The sequence below is a fragment of the Streptomyces sp. NPDC059499 genome (assembly GCF_042749285.1).
Taxonomy (GTDB): domain Bacteria; phylum Actinomycetota; class Actinomycetes; order Streptomycetales; family Streptomycetaceae; genus Streptomyces.
The window spans coordinates 46537-62211 of record NZ_JBHYTT010000001.1 but is presented as its reverse complement, the minus strand read 5'-3'; the positions used below and the strand labels follow the sequence as shown (position 1 = coordinate 62211).

General features: G+C 70.4%; 13 protein-coding genes. 2 read left to right on the top strand and 11 right to left on the bottom strand.

Annotation, left to right across the window (positions count from 1 at the left end; all coding sequences use genetic code 11):
• Positions 1-228: 228 nt before the first annotated feature.
• The 8 genes from ACFW9O_RS00290 to ACFW9O_RS00255 all read right to left on the bottom strand — a co-directional run bounded on the left by ACFW9O_RS00290 (position 229) and on the right by ACFW9O_RS00255 (position 8937).
• Positions 229-1035 (bottom strand): DUF1684 domain-containing protein, encoded by an 807-nt coding sequence (locus ACFW9O_RS00290; protein WP_384603386.1) that lies wholly within the window; start codon positions 1033-1035, stop codon positions 229-231.
• A gap of 4 nt (positions 1036-1039) precedes the next feature.
• Positions 1040-2329 (bottom strand): NtaA/DmoA family FMN-dependent monooxygenase, encoded by a 1290-nt coding sequence (locus ACFW9O_RS00285; protein ID WP_384603383.1) that lies wholly within the window; start codon positions 2327-2329, stop codon positions 1040-1042.
• Entirely contained in the window at positions 2326-3402 is a 1077-nt protein-coding gene (locus ACFW9O_RS00280; protein WP_384603380.1) for an LLM class flavin-dependent oxidoreductase, read from the bottom strand. The genes ACFW9O_RS00285 and ACFW9O_RS00280 overlap by 4 nt, the downstream gene beginning before the upstream one ends.
• Before the next feature lie 18 nt (positions 3403-3420).
• On the bottom strand, positions 3421-4395 hold the full coding sequence (locus ACFW9O_RS00275; protein WP_384603378.1) for an ABC transporter substrate-binding protein: 975 nt from the start codon (positions 4393-4395) through the stop codon (positions 3421-3423).
• Between the two features lie 105 nt (positions 4396-4500).
• Positions 4501-5253: an amino acid ABC transporter ATP-binding protein gene (locus ACFW9O_RS00270; RefSeq protein ID WP_384605186.1), complete on the bottom strand. Its 753-nt coding sequence runs from the start codon at positions 5251-5253 to the stop codon at positions 4501-4503.
• A 41-nt stretch (positions 5254-5294) separates the two neighbouring features.
• On the bottom strand, positions 5295-6191 hold the full coding sequence (locus ACFW9O_RS00265; RefSeq protein ID WP_384603375.1) for an amino acid ABC transporter permease: 897 nt from the start codon (positions 6189-6191) through the stop codon (positions 5295-5297).
• A gap of 41 nt (positions 6192-6232) precedes the next feature.
• Positions 6233-8074 (bottom strand): FAD/NAD(P)-binding protein, encoded by a 1842-nt coding sequence (locus tag ACFW9O_RS00260; RefSeq protein WP_384603373.1) that lies wholly within the window; start codon positions 8072-8074, stop codon positions 6233-6235.
• A complete protein-coding gene (locus ACFW9O_RS00255; RefSeq protein ID WP_351171258.1) occupies positions 8071-8937 on the bottom strand; it encodes an amino acid ABC transporter permease in 867 nt (288 codons plus the stop codon). Before ACFW9O_RS00255 ends, ACFW9O_RS00260 begins: the two co-directional genes overlap by 4 nt.
• Before the next feature lie 448 nt (positions 8938-9385).
• On the opposite strand from ACFW9O_RS00255, the gene ACFW9O_RS00250 reads away from it, so the two are divergent.
• Complete coding sequence (locus ACFW9O_RS00250; protein WP_384603370.1) at positions 9386-10324, top strand: ABC transporter substrate-binding protein; 939 nt, start codon at positions 9386-9388, stop codon at positions 10322-10324.
• A gap of 68 nt (positions 10325-10392) precedes the next feature.
• On the opposite strand, the gene ACFW9O_RS00245 is transcribed toward ACFW9O_RS00250, so the two are convergent.
• A complete protein-coding gene (locus tag ACFW9O_RS00245) occupies positions 10393-11598 on the bottom strand; it encodes a DUF5685 family protein (protein ID WP_384603368.1) in 1206 nt (401 codons plus the stop codon).
• 308 nt (positions 11599-11906) lie between these two features.
• On the opposite strand from ACFW9O_RS00245, the gene ACFW9O_RS00240 reads away from it, so the two are divergent.
• Positions 11907-12347, top strand: coding sequence for a cell division protein SepF (locus tag ACFW9O_RS00240; RefSeq protein ID WP_329212617.1), 441 nt, complete (start codon positions 11907-11909; stop codon positions 12345-12347).
• A 41-nt stretch (positions 12348-12388) separates the two neighbouring features.
• Here ACFW9O_RS00240 and ACFW9O_RS00235 read toward each other — a convergent pair whose 3' ends face one another.
• On the bottom strand, positions 12389-13597 hold the full coding sequence (locus ACFW9O_RS00235) for an acyl-CoA dehydrogenase family protein (RefSeq protein WP_384603366.1): 1209 nt from the start codon (positions 13595-13597) through the stop codon (positions 12389-12391).
• A 73-nt stretch (positions 13598-13670) separates the two neighbouring features.
• The gene (locus ACFW9O_RS00230; protein WP_351171243.1) at positions 13671-15371 is read right to left on the bottom strand and encodes an MFS transporter; all 1701 of its coding nucleotides are present in this window, start codon (positions 15369-15371) and stop codon (positions 13671-13673) included.
• Positions 15372-15675: the final 304 nt, after the last annotated feature.

The following is a 15675-nucleotide window of genomic DNA, read 5'->3' as shown; positions in this document are numbered from 1 at the left end:
GGGTGGCCGGACCCGTGAGGCGCAGTCAGCGGGTGCGTCCGCATCCCGAAGGCGTTCGAATTCCGGATGCCCCGTGCCCCTGACAAGCGCTGCTCGGGAGTATTGGGCGCGTCAACTCGCCGCGCAAGGGCGCCTTTCGGCCGCGGCCGGACGCGCGCCGGGACGGCCCCGTCGGCTCTGTGACTGACGGGGCCGGATGGCCGGGCGCTGCGTCGCCGGTGGGACGGATCAGGCGTCGATGCGGTTCCGCTCCCCCGCCGGGACCGCGACCGCGAGCGTGTTGCCGGGCGGCGGGAAGGGGCAGATGAAGTGGTCGGCGAAGGCGCAGGGCGGCAGCAGCGCGCGGTTGAGGTCGACCCTGACCTTGCCGGCCGCGTCCGGGGCCTCGGGCCGCAGGAAGCGGAAGCGGTAGCTGCTGTCTCCGCTGGTGGCATCGGCGAAGACGGCCCAGAGCGAGCCGTCGGGCTCGACCGCGACCTGGAGTGTGTGCTCCGCGCCGTCCAGCCGGAAGGCGATCTCGCCGCCGAGCCCCAGCCCCCGCTCGCGCCCGTCGGCGTTCTCCACCCGGACGGTCCGGTCGGATCCGTACGGGCGGAAGGTGCCCTCCAGCGACCAGCGCGCGTCGTACGGGGTGGCGTCGATGGTGCGGAAGGCCTGCCGTGCGGGTGACAGCGGGTCGAAGTCCCGTACCGCCCAAAGGCCTTCGCGGCTGAGGACGACCAGCCGGCGCTCGCCCTGTGCCACCCGGGAGTCGTCGATGGGCCCGTGGTCGGCGCCCAGACGGACCTCGCCGGCCAGCGGCTTTCCGTCGACGGTCAGCCCGTCCTCGGCGGCGGCGGTGAGCACCACCTCGTCGCCGTCCTCACGCCACTCCCCCGGCACGGCCGGAATTCGACCGTTGGGGTGTTCGGAGAGCCAGTGGGTGCCCGTGAGGGAGAGCGGGCCGTGCGGTGCCGCCACCGCGACGATGCGCCCCTCGTGCCACCGCTGCCACTCCTGGAAGTCCTGGCTGCCCTGCTGTACGTCCGTACTCATGTGATCAACCTTTCCATACCGGCTCGGCCAGACCGAGGTGCGACCGCAGGGTGGAGCCGGTGTATTCGGAGCGAAAGGCTCCGCGTTCCTGGAGGAGCGGGACGACCCGGTCGACGAAGTCGTCGAGGCCGCCCGGTGTGAGTTGCGGTACGAGGATGAAGCCGTCGGCCGCGTCGGTGGAGACGAACCTCTCCAGTTCGGCGGCCACCGACCGCGGTGAGCCGATGAAGGACTGGTGGGCCGTGGACTCGATGACCGTCTGGCGGATGGACAGCCCCTTGGCTGCCGACAGGGCACGCCACCTGGCGGCCACGGCCGACGGATCGGCGACCCGGACCCTGCCCTGCACCAGCCCGGACTCGGGATCCGGCTCGATGTCGGGCAGGGGGCCGTCCGGGTCGTACGAGGAGAGGTCGCGGCCCCAGACCTGTTCGAGGGCGAGAATGGCGTTCTGCGGGGAGACCTGCTGCCGGCGGATCTCGGCGGCGTTCTGCTGCGCCTCGGCGTCGGTGTCGCCGAGGACGACGGTGACTCCGGGCATGATCTTCAGGTCTTCGGGCTGCCTGCCGTACTTCGCGAGCCGTTCCTTGACATCGGCGTAGAAGATCCGTCCCGCTTCCAGGGTGCCGTGCCGGGTGAAGATGACATCGGCGGCCGATGCGGCGAACTCCCGGCCTTCGTCGGAGTCCCCGGCCTGGATGACCACCGGGTGTCCCTGTGGGGAGCGCGGGACGGTGAACTCTCCGGAGACCTCGAAGTGCTGTCCGGAGTGCGCGAACGGACGGGAGGTCCCGTCCGGGGTCCAGGAGTCCCACAACTCTCGGGCGGTGGCGACGAATTCGGCGGCGCGGGTGTAGCGGTCCGCGCGGTCGAGGTAGCCGCCGCGGCGGAAGTTCTCCCCGGTGAAGGCGTCGGAGGAGGTCACGACGTTCCAGGCGGCGCGCCCGTCACTGAGGTGGTCGAGCGTGGCGATTCGGCGGGCGAGTTCGTACGGCTCGTTGAAGGTGGCGTTGACCGTGGCCGCGAGCCCCAGACGGTCGGTGACGGCGGCCAGGGCGTTCAGGACGGTGAGGGACTCCGGGCGGCCGACCACGTCCAGGTCGTGGATCCGGCCGTTGTGCTCGCGCAGCCGCAGCCCTTCGGCGAGGAAGAAGAAGTCGAACCGGCCGCGTTCCGCGGTTCTGGCCAGGTGCTCGAAGGAGGCGAAGTCGATCTGACTGCGGGAGCGGGGGTCCGTCCACACGGTGGTGCTGTTGACGCCGGGGAAGTGGGCGGCGAGGTGCATCTGCTTCATGAGGTCGCCCCCGAAGTCCTGGCGTGCGCGTAGCGGTTGGCCGGGCGGGCCAGGCCGAGGTGCTCGCGCAGTGTGCCCCCCGGGTAGAAGGTGCGGAAGAGGCTGCGGTGCTGGAGCAGGGCCACGGTGCCGTTGACGATCCTTTCGAGGTCGCGCTCGGGGGTGATGGGGGTGAGGTGGAAACCGTCGACGGCTCCGACCCGGTACCACTGGGTGATGAGTTCGGCGAGGTCGACCGGGCCGCCCCGGAAGTAGGTGCCCCGCCCGGCGAGCTGCGGACCGTTCTCCAGCCCCGGTTCCGGTGCCGTCTCCGCGTCCCCGAGGTCGACGGTGAGGGCGACCAGCACCCGCAGGGTGTCGGGATCGCGGCCGTGCGCCGCGGCGATGCGGCGCACATCCGTGCGAAGGGAAGCGGCCTGCTCGGGCGAGGTGGCCCGTACGTACACGACGTCGGCGTACCGCGCGGCGGACTCCCGGGCCGGGCCGCCCGTGCCGTCGAAGACGGTGACGGGCCTGCCCTGCGGCGGCCGGGGCACGATGGCCGGGCCCCGTACGGAGAAGGTGCTGCCCTCGAAGTCGACGTAGTGCAGCTTGTCGCGGTCGATGAAACGGCCGGTGGCGACGTCCCGGATCTCCGCGTCGTCCTCCCAGCTGTCCCACAGCCGGGCTCCGACATCGGCCGTCTCCCCGGCCTCCTGCCACAGGGCGGCGGCGGGTGCGGCACCGCGGCGGCCGAACAGCCGGGCCTCGGCCTCGGTCGTCGACACGTCGGCGTGCCAGCCGGCCCGGCCTTTGCTGACCCAGTCGAGAGTGGCGACGGCGGACGAGACGTGGAAGGGCTCGGTGTGTGTGGTGGTGACGGTCGGTACGAGACCGATCCGGGCGGTGGCCGGGGCGACCCGGGCGAGCACGGCGAGCGCGTCCGGGCCCGGCCGGGCGAAGGAGTCGCCGAGGGTGACGAAGTCGAGCGCGCCCTGCTCGGCGAGCCGGGCGAGCGCGACGTGGGAGGCGGCGTCGTAGCGCGGCGGACCGCCGATCTCGGCGGCCAGATGGAGTGGCCTGGTGGCAGACATTGCGGGGACCTCTCGGGGTCAGTTCTTGGTCTTGGGAAGGCCGGGCGGGTTGATCTCCGACTTCTCGACGGCCTCGTTGGACAGCCCCCAGCGCTTCAGCACCTGGGCGTAGGAGCCGTCCTGGACGATGTGGTCGATCGCCGCGCCGTAGGCCTCGACCAGGCCGCTGTCCTTCTTCGTGGTGACGGCGATCTTCCCCTGGACGCCGTCGCCGCCGCCGGAGAGCGTGCCGACGATCTCGGACTGGCCGGCCGCCGCGACGTGGTAGTTGGCCGAGGGGCTCGGGCCGAGGTAGGCGTCGATGCGGCCCGACTGCAGGGCCAGGTAGTAGTCGGTGTCCTTCTGGAAGTACTTGATCTCCACCGGCTTCCGGCCGGCCCGGACGTTCTGCTCGCTCCAGTCGACGAGGATCTTCTCCTGGTTGGTGCCCGAGGCGACGGAGATCGTCTTCCCCGCCACGTCCTCGGGGCCCTTCACCTTCCAGCCGGAGCCCTTCTTGGCCTCGAAGGCGATGTTGTCGAGCCGGTAGGTGGCGAAGTCGTACTTCTCCTTGCGCTCCTCGGTCACGGTGACGTTGGACAGGACGCCGTCGAACTTGGAGCTGTCGAGGCCGACGAAGAGGTTCTCCCAGGAGACCTCGTCGAACTGCGGCTTCAGTCCGAGCGTGTCGGCGATCAGGGTCGCTATGTCGATCTCGCTGCCGATCCGGGTCTTGTCGTCGGTCGCGTAGAAGCCGAGCGGGGGTGAGGCGTCGGCGCTCGCACCGAGCCGGAGCGTGCCGCGCTCACGGACGGCGGCGGGCACCTTGGCGGCGATGGCGTCGACCTTCTCGCCCCTGATCCGCTTCTGGTCGGGCCCGATGTTGATCCCTGTGTCCTTCTCCCCCTCGGGACGGACCACGTCGGTGGCGGCGTCGCTGCTGCCGCAGGCGGTGAGCAGACCGGCGGCTGTGAGAGTGGCGAGGGCGACGGCGAGGGTGCGGCGGACGGACACGTGACTGCTCCTTGACTGCGGGGACACGGACTGCGGAACCAGGGACTTCGGGGACGGGGGCCGGGGGGACAGGGACTTCGGGGACGGGGACTGCCGGGACATGGCTCAGAGGACCTTGGAGAGGAAGGCGCGGGTGCGCTCCTGGACGGGGCGGTCGAGTACGTCGGCGGGCTTCCCCTGCTCGACGATCCGCCCCTCGTCCATGAAAACGACGGTGTCGGCGACCTCACGGGCGAAGCCGATCTCGTGGGTGACGACGATCATCGTGGTGCCCTGGTGCGCCAGGTCCTTGATGACGTCGAGGACCTCGCCGACGAGTTCGGGGTCGAGCGCGGAGGTCGGCTCGTCGAAGAGCAGCAGCTTCGGTTCGAGAGCGAGCGCGCGGGCGATGGCGACGCGCTGCTGCTGGCCGCCGGAGAGCTGCTTGGGGTACGCCCCCGACTTGTCGGCGAGCCCGACCCGGGCGAGGAGGGTCTCCGCAGCGGCGACGGCGTCCTTGCGGGTGCGGCCGAGTGCAGCGACCGGGGCCTCGATGATGTTCTCCAGGACGGTCAGGTGCGGGAAGAGGTTGAAGTTCTGGAAGACGAAGCCGATCTGGGTGCGCTGGCGCAGGACATCGCGTTCGCGGAGCTCGTACAGCTTGTTGCCGGACCGGCGGTAGCCGACGAGGGTGCCGTCGACGCTGATCCAGCCCTGGTCGACCTTCTCCAGATGGTTGATGGTGCGCAGCAGGGTGGACTTCCCCGAGCCGGAGGGACCGAGGACGACGGTCACCTCTCCCGCCCGTACGGACAGGTCGATACCGCGGAGCACTTCGAGTGAGCCGAAGCTCTTGTGCACGGCGCGGATCTCGACCATGGCGTCCGCGGGTACATCGGTGGATACATCTGTGGGTGCGCTCATCGCACGGCCCCCTTGGCGTAGTGACGTTCGACGTAGTGCTGGAGGACGGAGAGCACGGTGGTCAGGAGGATGTACCAGACCGTGGCGACCATCAGCAGGGGCACGACCCTGCCGTTGCGGCCGTAGACGACCTGGACCTGGTAGAAGAGTTCGCCGATCGCCATCACGGAGACGATCGAGGTGCCCTTGAAGAGGGAGATGATCTCGTTGGCGGCGTTCGGCAGGATGGAGCGCATCGCCTGTGGCAGCACGATCCGCCGCAGCTGCCGCAGCCGGGGGATCCCGAGAGCGGCGGCGGCCTCCAACTGGCCGCTGTCCACGGCCAGTACGCCGCCCCGGACGATCTCCGCGGCGTACGCCGCCTGGTGCAGCGCGAGCCCGAGGACGGCCGCGCTCATCGCTCCGACGAGGTTCATCGTGTCGAAGGAGAGGAAGCCGGGTCCGAACGGGATGCCGAACTGCAGCTCCTTGTAGAGGTAGGCGAGGTTGAACCAGAACAGCAGCTGGACGATGAGCGGGATCGAACGGAACGCCCAGATGTAGGCGTACGCGACGGCCCTGAGGAAGGGGCTGGCCGACAGCCGCATGAAGGCGAGGACGATGCCGAGCGCGAAGCCGATGACCGTTCCGTAGAAGGTCAATTGGAGGGTGACCCAGACCGCCTTGAGGATGGTCTCGGTGGTGAAGAACTGGGCGAAGACGTCCCATTCCCAGCCGGGGTTGGTGATCAGCCCGTTCAGGAACTGGGCGAGCAGGACCGCGGTGGCCGCGACGGCGACCCAGCGCCAGGGGTGACGCAGTGGGACCACGGTCAGCTCGGCGAAGCCGGGTTCTTCCTGCGGGGGTGTTCGTACGGTCTCTTTGTCGATGGGTGGATCGCTGGTCAGCGGCATTCGGATTCCTTCGGCGACGTGTACGGGAGGGTGTGCCGCACTCACGCGGTGCGGCGGTCACGACAGGAGAGGTCGCGCAGGAACGCGAGCGCCGTGCGGGCGGTGGCGTCGTTCTGCCGGAACGCTGGGCCGCCGGTGCGCGGCCTGGTGAAGGCGCCGCTCGACCGTGCGGTGGTGTACGGGCCGAGGGCGAAACGGCGCGGGTGCGGGCGGCCGTCGACGCCCAGGATCCGGCTGTCGTGGGCGTCCACGGAGAGCAGTCCCGTGTCGGTGCCGGCGGCCCCGTCCTCGTACAGTCCGCGCAGCAGCCTGCTGCGGGTGCGGTGCAGGGACGGGTCGGGGAGTCTGGCCTCGACCAGTGCCCGGGCCTCGGTGAACTCTCCGGGCACGGTCGTGCCGGAGGCCCGGAAGACGCCCCGCTCCTCGTCGGCCTCGACGGTGAGCCCGGCTCCGAGGAAGCGGACGACTCCGGCGCGGGACAGGGCGAGGAGCTGGCGCAGCCGGGGGCCGGGCGGTCCGGAGGCGAGGTAGCTGAAGAAGCTGTGCCACTTCTCGCCGATGTCGCCGAAGTGGATCAGCTGCCCGTAGACGGACAGCAGTCCGAGGAAGACGGCGAGATCGGGACTGTTGGCGGGGTCGTGGCGGCGTGCCAGGTCGGCGGTGATGTAGTCGCGCAGCCCGTCCTGCAGGGCGTCGTGCGAGGCGTGGCGCACCCCGTCCAGCGGGTGGTCGAGCGCCTCCAGGTCGAGCCGGTCGGCGGGGTCGGGTACGGCCGAGGAGACGAGGGCCCGCAGTTCGGCGCTGTCGGGCTCCGCGACGGCGTACTTCTCGTCGAAGTCGCCCCATTCGACGGTGGTGCGCTCGGGGTGGGTGGTGAACAGCCGGTGGTAGTGGGCGTGGCCGAGCTCCTTGCCGATCAGCGGCCACAGATCGCCCCGGAAGTCCACAGGGCCGGGACCGCTCAGCAGTTCCGCCACCCGGTCGGGCCCGAAGTGCCGTGGCAGGGGCGGCCGTTCACCTGTCCAGGTGTAGCCGATCTTCGAGTGGTACGGAACGCCGCGCCGCGATCCGACGTACAGGACGGGTTCCTGGCCCGAGGGCACGTAGACGCCGTTCTCGTACCGTCCGCCCCGGCCCTCGGTGAGCAGGACCATCAGGTCGATGAAGGCGAGACCGAAGCCGCGGACGATGACCGGTTCGCCCGCGGGCAGGGCCGCCAGGTCGGTGTCGGCGGTGAAGTCGGGTGGCAGGTGGACCAGCCCGTGGCGTGCCGCGAAGTCGCCCAGTTCCCGCTGTGCGGGGTCGAGTTCGGCGTCGAGGTGACCGACGGTCAGGACGACGAGGTCGGCGACGAGGGGCTCGGTGCGCCCGTCGAGCCAGACGCGCTGCCGGCCGTCGCGGGGACCGGTGATCTGCCGTGCGCGGCCGCGGTGTTCGTGGACGGTGATGCCCGGCGGGAGTGCGGCGAGCGCCTGCTCGTACACCCAGCGCAGATAGGCGCTCTGCAGTCGGCGGCTGGGGAAGTCCTGGGCACCGAGGCTTCGTATCTCCTCCAGTATCGCGGGGGCGGCGCCGGTCGTGGTCCGCCCCTCGCGGACGTCGGCGGCCCAGGTGTGCAGGGCGGGGCCGGGGCGTACGGGGCCGTCCTGCTGCACCGTGTCGTCGGTGAACATGGTGACGTCCTCGGCCATGGAGTTCATCCAGAGCAGCGGGGACTGGTCCTGCCGCCAGATCCGGCCGCCGCCGGGCGGGTACGGGTCGACGAGGTGGATGTCCAGGCCCCGGTCCTCGTACAGGTCCTCCGCGTTGGCGGCGATGCGTTCGATGACGCCGGTGCCGCGCGGTCCGCCGCCGATGATGACGAGGGTCGGTACGCCGCTCATCGGGCGTCCGCCGTGCCGCGCGCGTAGTGGCGTTCGACGTAGTACTGCCCGAGGGACAGGAGGGAGGTGACGGCGATGTACCAGAGGGTGGCGACCAGCAGCAGCGGGATGACTTCGTACGTGCGGTGGTAGACGAGCTGCACCGAGTAGAGCAGGTCCTGCACGGCGATGATGCTGACGATCGAGGTGCCCTTGAGCGTGCCGATGAGCATGTTCCCGGCGGGCGGGACGATGGAGCGCATGGCCTGCGGCAGCACGATCCGCCGGAGCCGGCGCCAGGGTCCGAGGCCGAGCGACTGGGCGGCCTCCAGCTGCCCGCGCTCGACGGAGAGGATGCCGCCGCGGACCACTTCGGCGGCGTACGCGGCCTCGTGGAGGGTGAGTCCGATCACGGCCACGGCGACGGGGCCGAGGATGTTCACCGTGCTGACGCCGAGTACCTCCGGGTACAGCGCGCCGATGTTGAACCAGAAGAGCAGCTGGACCAGGATCGGGGTGGACCTGAACAGCCAGATGTATCCCCAGCTGACGGCCTGCAGCACACGGTTGCCGGAGAGCCTGAACACGGCGAGGAGCGTCCCGAGGGCGAAGCCGAGCACCATCACGAGGCCGGTGAGCCACAGGGTGAGCCCGAGGCCGCGCAGTACGGAGGCGGTGGTGAGGTAGTCGCCGACGACGTCCCACTGGAACGCGTCGTTGCGGATGACCGAGCTCAACGCCCCCGCGAGAAGCAGGAGGACGGCAACGGCCGCTGCCCACTGCCCTGTTCGTCGTACCGGGACGATGCGCGGGGCGGAGGCTTCGTCGTGCTGTGCGGGCGGGGCCGGAAGCGGTGGCGGGAGGGTATCTGTCTGCGCGGACATGCGAAGGCTCCGTGGATGCAGAGATCGAACACGGGATGTGCCTTCAGCAGAAACACAACGTGGACCGGGCCCCTCAGCGCCGGTCCGGTTCCGAGACAACCGCTGTCCGGGGCCGGTTGTCAAGCTTGTCCACACTGTGAGCCGTACGTCTCAGGCCAGTTGACGTGCAACCGGATGCCTGTTCCACTTGGGCCATGTATTCGCAGCAGTGGCTGGTCACCCGCTCCCACATCGACTTCGGTCGCGTGTGGTCCTGTTCCTGTTGAGCTGACCCCCTGCTTTTCCGCTCTTCCCCGCTCGCGCCCCTGCCGGCGCTCGAGCTGATCTTCCGCGTGCCTTCACGTACACGACGCTGCTCCACCCTCCCCTCGCACAGCTGATCTCCCGCCCCGTGGCTCCGTGCGCCCACGCACCGGAGCGCGGTCGACGAACCCGGAGAGTCTCCGTCATGCCCCGAATTCGGCACACCGCTGCCTTCGCCCTGATCACCGTTGCCGCGTTCACGCTCACCGCCTGCGGATCGGGTGACCCGGCGGCCTCCTCTGCCGGTTCCGGCCCTGCGGGCAAGAAGAAGTTCTCCACGGTCGACGTCGTCTCGTCGGTGAAGAAGAACGAGGCCGCGGCGAAGCTGCTGCCCGCCGATGTGCGTGACTCCGGCACCCTCACCATCGCCTCCAGCATCGGGACACCGCCCGGAGCGTTCTACCTGGAGGACGGCAAGACCCTGGCCGGCGCGGACATCGAGTTCGCGGACGCGGCGGCCAAGGCCCTCGGGCTGAAGCTGAAGCGTGAGGTCGCCTCGTTCGAGGCGATCCTCCCGGCGCTCGGCAGCGGGAAGTACGACCTGGGTACCGGCAACTTCGGGGTGACCGACGAGCGCCTGAAGACGATCGACTTCGTGACGTACATCAACGACGGCCAGGGCTTCGCCGTCCGCGACGACAGCAAGCTGAAGGACGTCACCGACCTCACCCAGCTCTGCGGCCTGACCGTGGCCACCAGCGCCGGTACCACGTTCGAGGCGACGCTGGAGGAGAACAAGCACGTGTGCGCCGACGCGGGCAAGAAGGCGTACGACGTGAAGACGTACGCCGACCAGGCCGCCGTCTGGATTTCGCTCCAGCAGGGCCGCAGCGATGTCGTCATGTCGACGATCAACGGGCTGCGCTACGCGGTGACCCAGCAGAAGGGGCTGCGCTTCCTGAGCGAGTTCAAGCGGCTCGATGTCGGATTCGCCTTCAAGAAGGGCACCCCGCTCGCACCCGCCTTCCAGGCTGCGGTCAACGGCCTCAAGACGGACGGGACCTACGACCGGATCCTGAGGAAGTGGGGCACGAAGGGCTCGGCGATCGAGTCGTCGCAGATCTCGCCCCCCGAGATCAGGTGAGGACGGGCGACCGTCTCACGTACGACCGCCCCACGCGCCGCCACGGTGCGGCTGCCTGACCGGCCGGTTCAGCAGTCGCACCCGCAGTCGCAGCAGCCGCCGTCCTCCCCGCCACAACTGCAGCAGTTGCTGCAGCAGTCGCAGGCATCGCAGCAGTCCCCGCAGTCGCACTTCTGGCAGAGGCCTTCGCGTTCCTGCCCCGACCAGGGGTCGTGGAAGCTTCCGCAGCACATCTGGCAGGTGCAGGCGAGTCCCGCCCACACCAAACAGCCGGCGATCAGACCGCGCCGGTTGCGGGGCGGCTCGGGCGGGAGCGGCGGACCGGGCGGACCGTACGGGCCACCGGGTGTCGGCGCGTACGGGTTGCCGGGCGCCGGGCCGAAGGATCCCGACGGCAGGTCCGGCTGATGCGAGCAGGAGGCCGAGCCGAAGGCCCGGTCCACCGAGCGCCGCAGCTCGTGCACCAGCAGCACGTGCGCCAGCTTGCCGTCGGTGAACTCCGCGTCGCGCATCGCGAGCCGCACCCCGTGGAGTGCGTCGTCACACAGCCGCCGGGCCTCGGCGAGCGGCGTGCCGGTGGCGGTGAGCGGGTTCCAGGCACCCGACGCCGCGTCAGTTTCCCGGTCCTCCACGGCGTCCAGCAGATGGGCGAGCCGCCCGAAGAGCCGCCCGGCCTCGGCGAGCGGCGCGGCGTTCTGCGGCTTGCCCGCGAGTACGGCGGTGTGCGCGAAGGCAGCGGCCGTCGCCGTCTCGGTCGGTTCGGTGACCGTCAGCAGGGGGGTACCCGGTCCGGCGAGTGACTCGATCCCGGTCTGCCGGTCGACGGCGTCGACCAGTACCGCCGTGTCGAATCCGAGCTCGGCGCCGGTACGCGCCCCGGCCCTGTCCCAGCCTGCGGCCACCCGGCGCGCCGCGGCGGCGACCGGACGCCGCTTCAACAGCCCGTCCTGGTCGGCCACGTGGTCGCGCACCTTCGCCGACGCCAGCACGAGCGAGACGGCGGCGGCGAGTCTGGCCCCCTCACCGCGGGCGACCGGAGCCGTCCGCATCGAGCGCAGCGGGCAGGGGCCCGCGGTGCGCCGCTGTCCCGTGACCCGTTCGCTCTGAGCCTCCGTCAGGACCGAGACGATCAGGCCGTCGTAGTTGGTGACGATCCGGGCGAACTGGCCGTGGTCCGCGCGAAGAGCGAGACACAGCCCGCAGAGATGGGCCATCCACTCCGTCTTGAGCCTCTCGGACAGCCGATGGGTACAGGGCCTCACGATTCCGAACACGACGATCCCCCGGGAGTCGTTCACCTGATGTGCCGCGCTCGTGCACATGCGCGGCGTGCATCGTATCGAGTGACCCGTTCACCCGTACGTCCCCCATGTCACCCGTACGGACCGGAGCATCATATTTTCTTTCCGCGAGCGGCCTTACACAGGAGGAACCTTGACGAATCGCCACATCTTCTGCACCAGTACCGTCACGAATCCCCTGCGCGCCGACTATCCCCTTGGCGCAGTATCCGCATCATGGACGACCATAGGGACAGGAAAGAGATGCGGACACCAAGGAACCGCGGTGAGAGGAGGCGTCCATGGGATCGGTGCGCAAGGCGAGTGCCTGGCTGGGCCTCGTAGAGGACAACGACGAGCGGTACTACGACGACGAGTACTCCGAGGATGCTGAGACCGGCACGAACCAGGCCTGGACGACCGACCCCCGCGTGCAGGTGGCTGCCGAGACGGCCGAGGACAGAGGCCGCCGGATCGCCACCGTCACCCCGGACAGCTTCCGGGACGCGCGCGGCATCGGCGAGCTCTTCCGGGACGGTGTGCCGGTGATCGTCAACCTCACGGCCATGGACCCCGCCGACGCCAAGCGCGTGGTGGACTTCGCCGCAGGTCTGACGTTCGGGCTGCGCGGCTCGATCGAGCGCGTGGCCACACGGGTCTTCCTTCTGACCCCCGCCGACACCCAGGTGGTGACCGGCGAAGCCGCCGGCCGGCCGGCCGACGGCTTCTTCAACCAGAGCTGAGCAGGGCGCTCGCCGGACAGGTCCGGTTCACCGTCCGCCTTCTATCGGAAGGCGTCCAGACCGGTGAGCGCCTTGCCCAGCACCAGCTGGTGCATCTCCACGGTGCCCTCGTAGGTGAGCACCGACTCCAGATTCGTGGCGTGGCGCATCACCGGGTACTCCAGCGAGATCCCGTTGGCGCCGAGAATCGTGCGCGAGGTGCGGCAGATCTCGATGGCCTCCCGCACGTTGTTGAGCTTGCCGAAACTGACCTGCTCGGGACGGAGCCTGCCCGCGTCCATCCTCCGGCCCAGGTGGTGGGCGAGCAGGATTCCCTTGTGCAGTTCGACGGCCATGTCGGCGAGCTTGGCCTGGGTCAGCTGGAAGCCGCCGATCGGCTTGCCGAACTGTTCCCGGGTCTTCGCGTAGTCCACGGCCGACTCGAAGCTGGCGCGCGCCGCGCCCATGGCCCCCCAGACGATGCCGTAGCGGGCATGGCTGAGACAGCTGAGCGGGCCGCGCAGACCGGTGACGCCGGGGAGTACGGCATCGGCGGGCAGCCGCACCCCGTCCAGGACGAGCTCGCTGGTGACCGAGGCACGCAAGGACCACTTGTGCCGGATCTCCGGCGCGGAGAATCCCGGGCTGTCCGTGGGCACGACGAAGCCGCGGATGCCGGAGCCGCCGTCGGCCCCGTCGGTCTGCGCCCAGACGACGGCGACCCCGGCGACCGATCCGTTGGTGATCCACATCTTGCGGCCGGTGAGGATCCAGTCGTCGCCGTCACGCTTGGCGTACGTCCGCATCCCGGCCGGGTCCGAACCGTGGTCCGGCTCGGTGAGGCCGAAGCAGCCGATGATCTCGCCGGCCGCCATGCCGGGCAGCCACTGCCGCTTCTGCTCCTCGGAGCCGAAGCGGTGGATCGCGTACATGGCGAGCGAGCCCTGGACGGAGACGAGGGAGCGGATGCCGGAATCGGCCGCCTCCAGCTCCAGACAGGCCAGGCCGTACTGGACCGCGGTGGCGCCGGCACAGCCGTAGCCCTGCAGGGACATGCCCAGGGCGCCGAGGGAGCCGAGTTCGCGGGCCAGCTCGCGGATGCCGGGGAGCTCGCCGTTCTCGTACCACTCGGCGATGTGCGGCAGGACGCGGTCGGTGGCCCAGCCGCGCACGGTGTCGCGGATCGCGAGGTCCTCCGGCTCGAGGAGGTCGTCGATGCCGATGGGGTCGGCCGGGTCGAACGGTGGGAGTTTCGACGGCTTGACGGACATGGGAGTGCCTCCGGCGGCTCGCACGGTACTAAAACTAGCAGTGATAGTTATGGCGTCGTGCCGACGTTACGGCTCAGCGCGGCGCCCGTCCAGAGCCCGTGGCCTCGGCGGGTTCGCGCCGCGCGGGCAGTGCGAGCCGGCGGCCCGGCCGCTTCTGCACCGGCAGCGCACGCGGCTCGGAGCGTTGCCCCGAGGCCGCCTGTTCGGCCACGCGCGGTCGGCAGGCCTCCCTGGCCGGAGCACAGTCCATGACCTTCGGCAGCCGCAGCGCCGCCAGTGCCCCGAGCAGCAGCAGTCCGGCGCTGACCAGCAGGGTGACATGCAGACCCTGGACGAATGCGTGCCGGGCCGTGTTCCGCAGCAGATCACCCATCGGGCCGCCCAGCTGGCCCGCCACCTGGTAGGCCTCACCGAGCGAGTTCGAGGCGGCCGAGCCGGCCGCTGCGGGCACGCCCTCCTCGTGGAGCCGTGCCAGACCGGGCGTGTAGGCCGCGTTCATGACACTGCCCAGCAGGGCGATGCCCAGTCCGGCGCCCAGCTGGTACGAGGTCTCGCCGATCGCCGCCGCGCCGCCGGCGCGTTCGGCGGGCGCCTCGCTGAGCATCGATTCGTACGCCCCGAAGAGCGTGGACTGCAGCCCGAAGCCCAGCAGCACGAAGCCCGCGGTGAGCAGTGCCGGCCGGTCGTGCTGCCCCATCAGGGTCAGCAGGAGCACCGAGGCCGCCGTGAGGACGAAGCCCCAGCCGACCATGCGGCGGGGGCCGATCCGGCTCAGGGTGTACGAACCGGTGGCGCCGGCCGCCATCGCGGCGAAGGTCAGCGGAAGGAGCCGCAGCCCGGTCTCCAGTGGGCTGAGGTCCAGCACCAGCTGGAGGTACTGGACGGCGATCAGCTCCAGTCCGACCAGGGCCAGCATCGCGAGGACGATGCAGCCGACGGCGGTGGTGAAGGCGGGCCGGGAGAACATCGCGATGTCGATCAGCGGATGCGTACGGCGTTTCTGCCTGCGCACGAAGAACACCAGGAGCGCGGCTCCCGCGAGCAGCGGGGCGACTCCGGCGAGGTCCAGCCCGCCTCCGCCCATCCGCTTGACCCCGAGGACGACTCCGAGCACGCCTGCCGCGGCCATCAGGGCACCGACCACGTCCCAGGGGCCCTCTCCGGTGCCGCGGGACTCGGGCAGCAGGAAGCGGCCGAGCGGAAGGATCATGGCCATGAGCGGGATGTTGATGAGGAAGACCGAACCCCACCAGTAGTGCTCGACGAGGAATCCGCCGATGACCGGTCCGGCGGCGGCTCCCACGGCGGCGACCGCGGTCCATATCCCGATGGCCAGGGCGCGCTCGCGCCGGTCGGGGAAGACCTGGCGGAGTATCGACAGCGTCGCGGGCATGATCATCGCGCCGCCGACACCGAGCAGGGCACGCGCCGCTATCAGTACGGCGGGAGTATCGGCTGCCGCCGCCAGAGCGGAGGCGATCCCGAAGAGCGCGTAGCCGAACAGCAGGACACGCCGTCTGCCGATCCGGTCACCGAGCGTGCCGAAGAGAATCAGCAGCGAGGCGCAGACCAGCGGATAGGCGTCCACGATCCACAGCAGACCGACGGCACTGGGCCGCAGATCCTCGGTGACGGCGGGGACGGCGACGTGCAGCACGGTCGCGTCGAGTGCGACCAGCAGCAGACTGAGGCAGAGGACGACCAGGACGACCCAGCGGTTGGCACCGCCGGCCGCTGCGCGCAGCCGGGTCACAGCCGTGGACGTCCCGCTCATGTACGTACCTCCCAATGAGTCCCTCGCGCTCGGCAGACCTACCGGGGCCCCTGCTTTCGGCGTCCCTCAGGTCCGGCATCGACGGGCGAGTGAGCCGTCAGCGTACGCGAGTTCCACGTGGTCACACGTGGTCCAGCTCATACCTTCGCCCGGCCCCGAGTGTGTCGTACGCCACTTCCACCCCCTGCGGCGGGGCCGCGCCCGAGGCCCCCCGCACCGGCGTGGGGGCGGCCCGGAGGGCTCCCCGGGCGGCGCCCCGGGAGCCGCGTCGCGCCTCCTCCGAATGGCCGGGTGAATACATACG

Excerpts from the sequence above, each read along its gene's own strand:
- ACFW9O_RS00290 (WP_384603386.1), bottom strand. The coding sequence starts at position 1,035 with ATGAGTACGGACGTACAGCAGGGCAGCCAGGACTTCCAGGAGTGGCAG.
- ACFW9O_RS00285 (WP_384603383.1), bottom strand. The coding sequence starts at position 2,329 with ATGAAGCAGATGCACCTCGCCGCCCACTTCCCCGGCGTCAACAGCACC.
- ACFW9O_RS00280 (WP_384603380.1), bottom strand. The coding sequence starts at position 3,402 with ATGTCTGCCACCAGGCCACTCCATCTGGCCGCCGAGATCGGCGGTCCG.
- ACFW9O_RS00270 (WP_384605186.1), bottom strand. The coding sequence starts at position 5,253 with ATGGTCGAGATCCGCGCCGTGCACAAGAGCTTCGGCTCACTCGAAGTG.
- ACFW9O_RS00265 (WP_384603375.1), bottom strand. The coding sequence starts at position 6,191 with ATGCCGCTGACCAGCGATCCACCCATCGACAAAGAGACCGTACGAACA.
- ACFW9O_RS00260 (WP_384603373.1), bottom strand. The coding sequence starts at position 8,074 with ATGAGCGGCGTACCGACCCTCGTCATCATCGGCGGCGGACCGCGCGGC.
- ACFW9O_RS00255 (WP_351171258.1), bottom strand. The coding sequence starts at position 8,937 with ATGTCCGCGCAGACAGATACCCTCCCGCCACCGCTTCCGGCCCCGCCC.
- ACFW9O_RS00250 (WP_384603370.1), top strand. The coding sequence starts at position 9,386 with ATGCCCCGAATTCGGCACACCGCTGCCTTCGCCCTGATCACCGTTGCC.
- ACFW9O_RS00240 (WP_329212617.1), top strand. The coding sequence starts at position 11,907 with ATGGGATCGGTGCGCAAGGCGAGTGCCTGGCTGGGCCTCGTAGAGGAC.
- ACFW9O_RS00235 (WP_384603366.1), bottom strand. The coding sequence starts at position 13,597 with ATGTCCGTCAAGCCGTCGAAACTCCCACCGTTCGACCCGGCCGACCCC.
- ACFW9O_RS00230 (WP_351171243.1), bottom strand. The coding sequence starts at position 15,371 with ATGAGCGGGACGTCCACGGCTGTGACCCGGCTGCGCGCAGCGGCCGGC.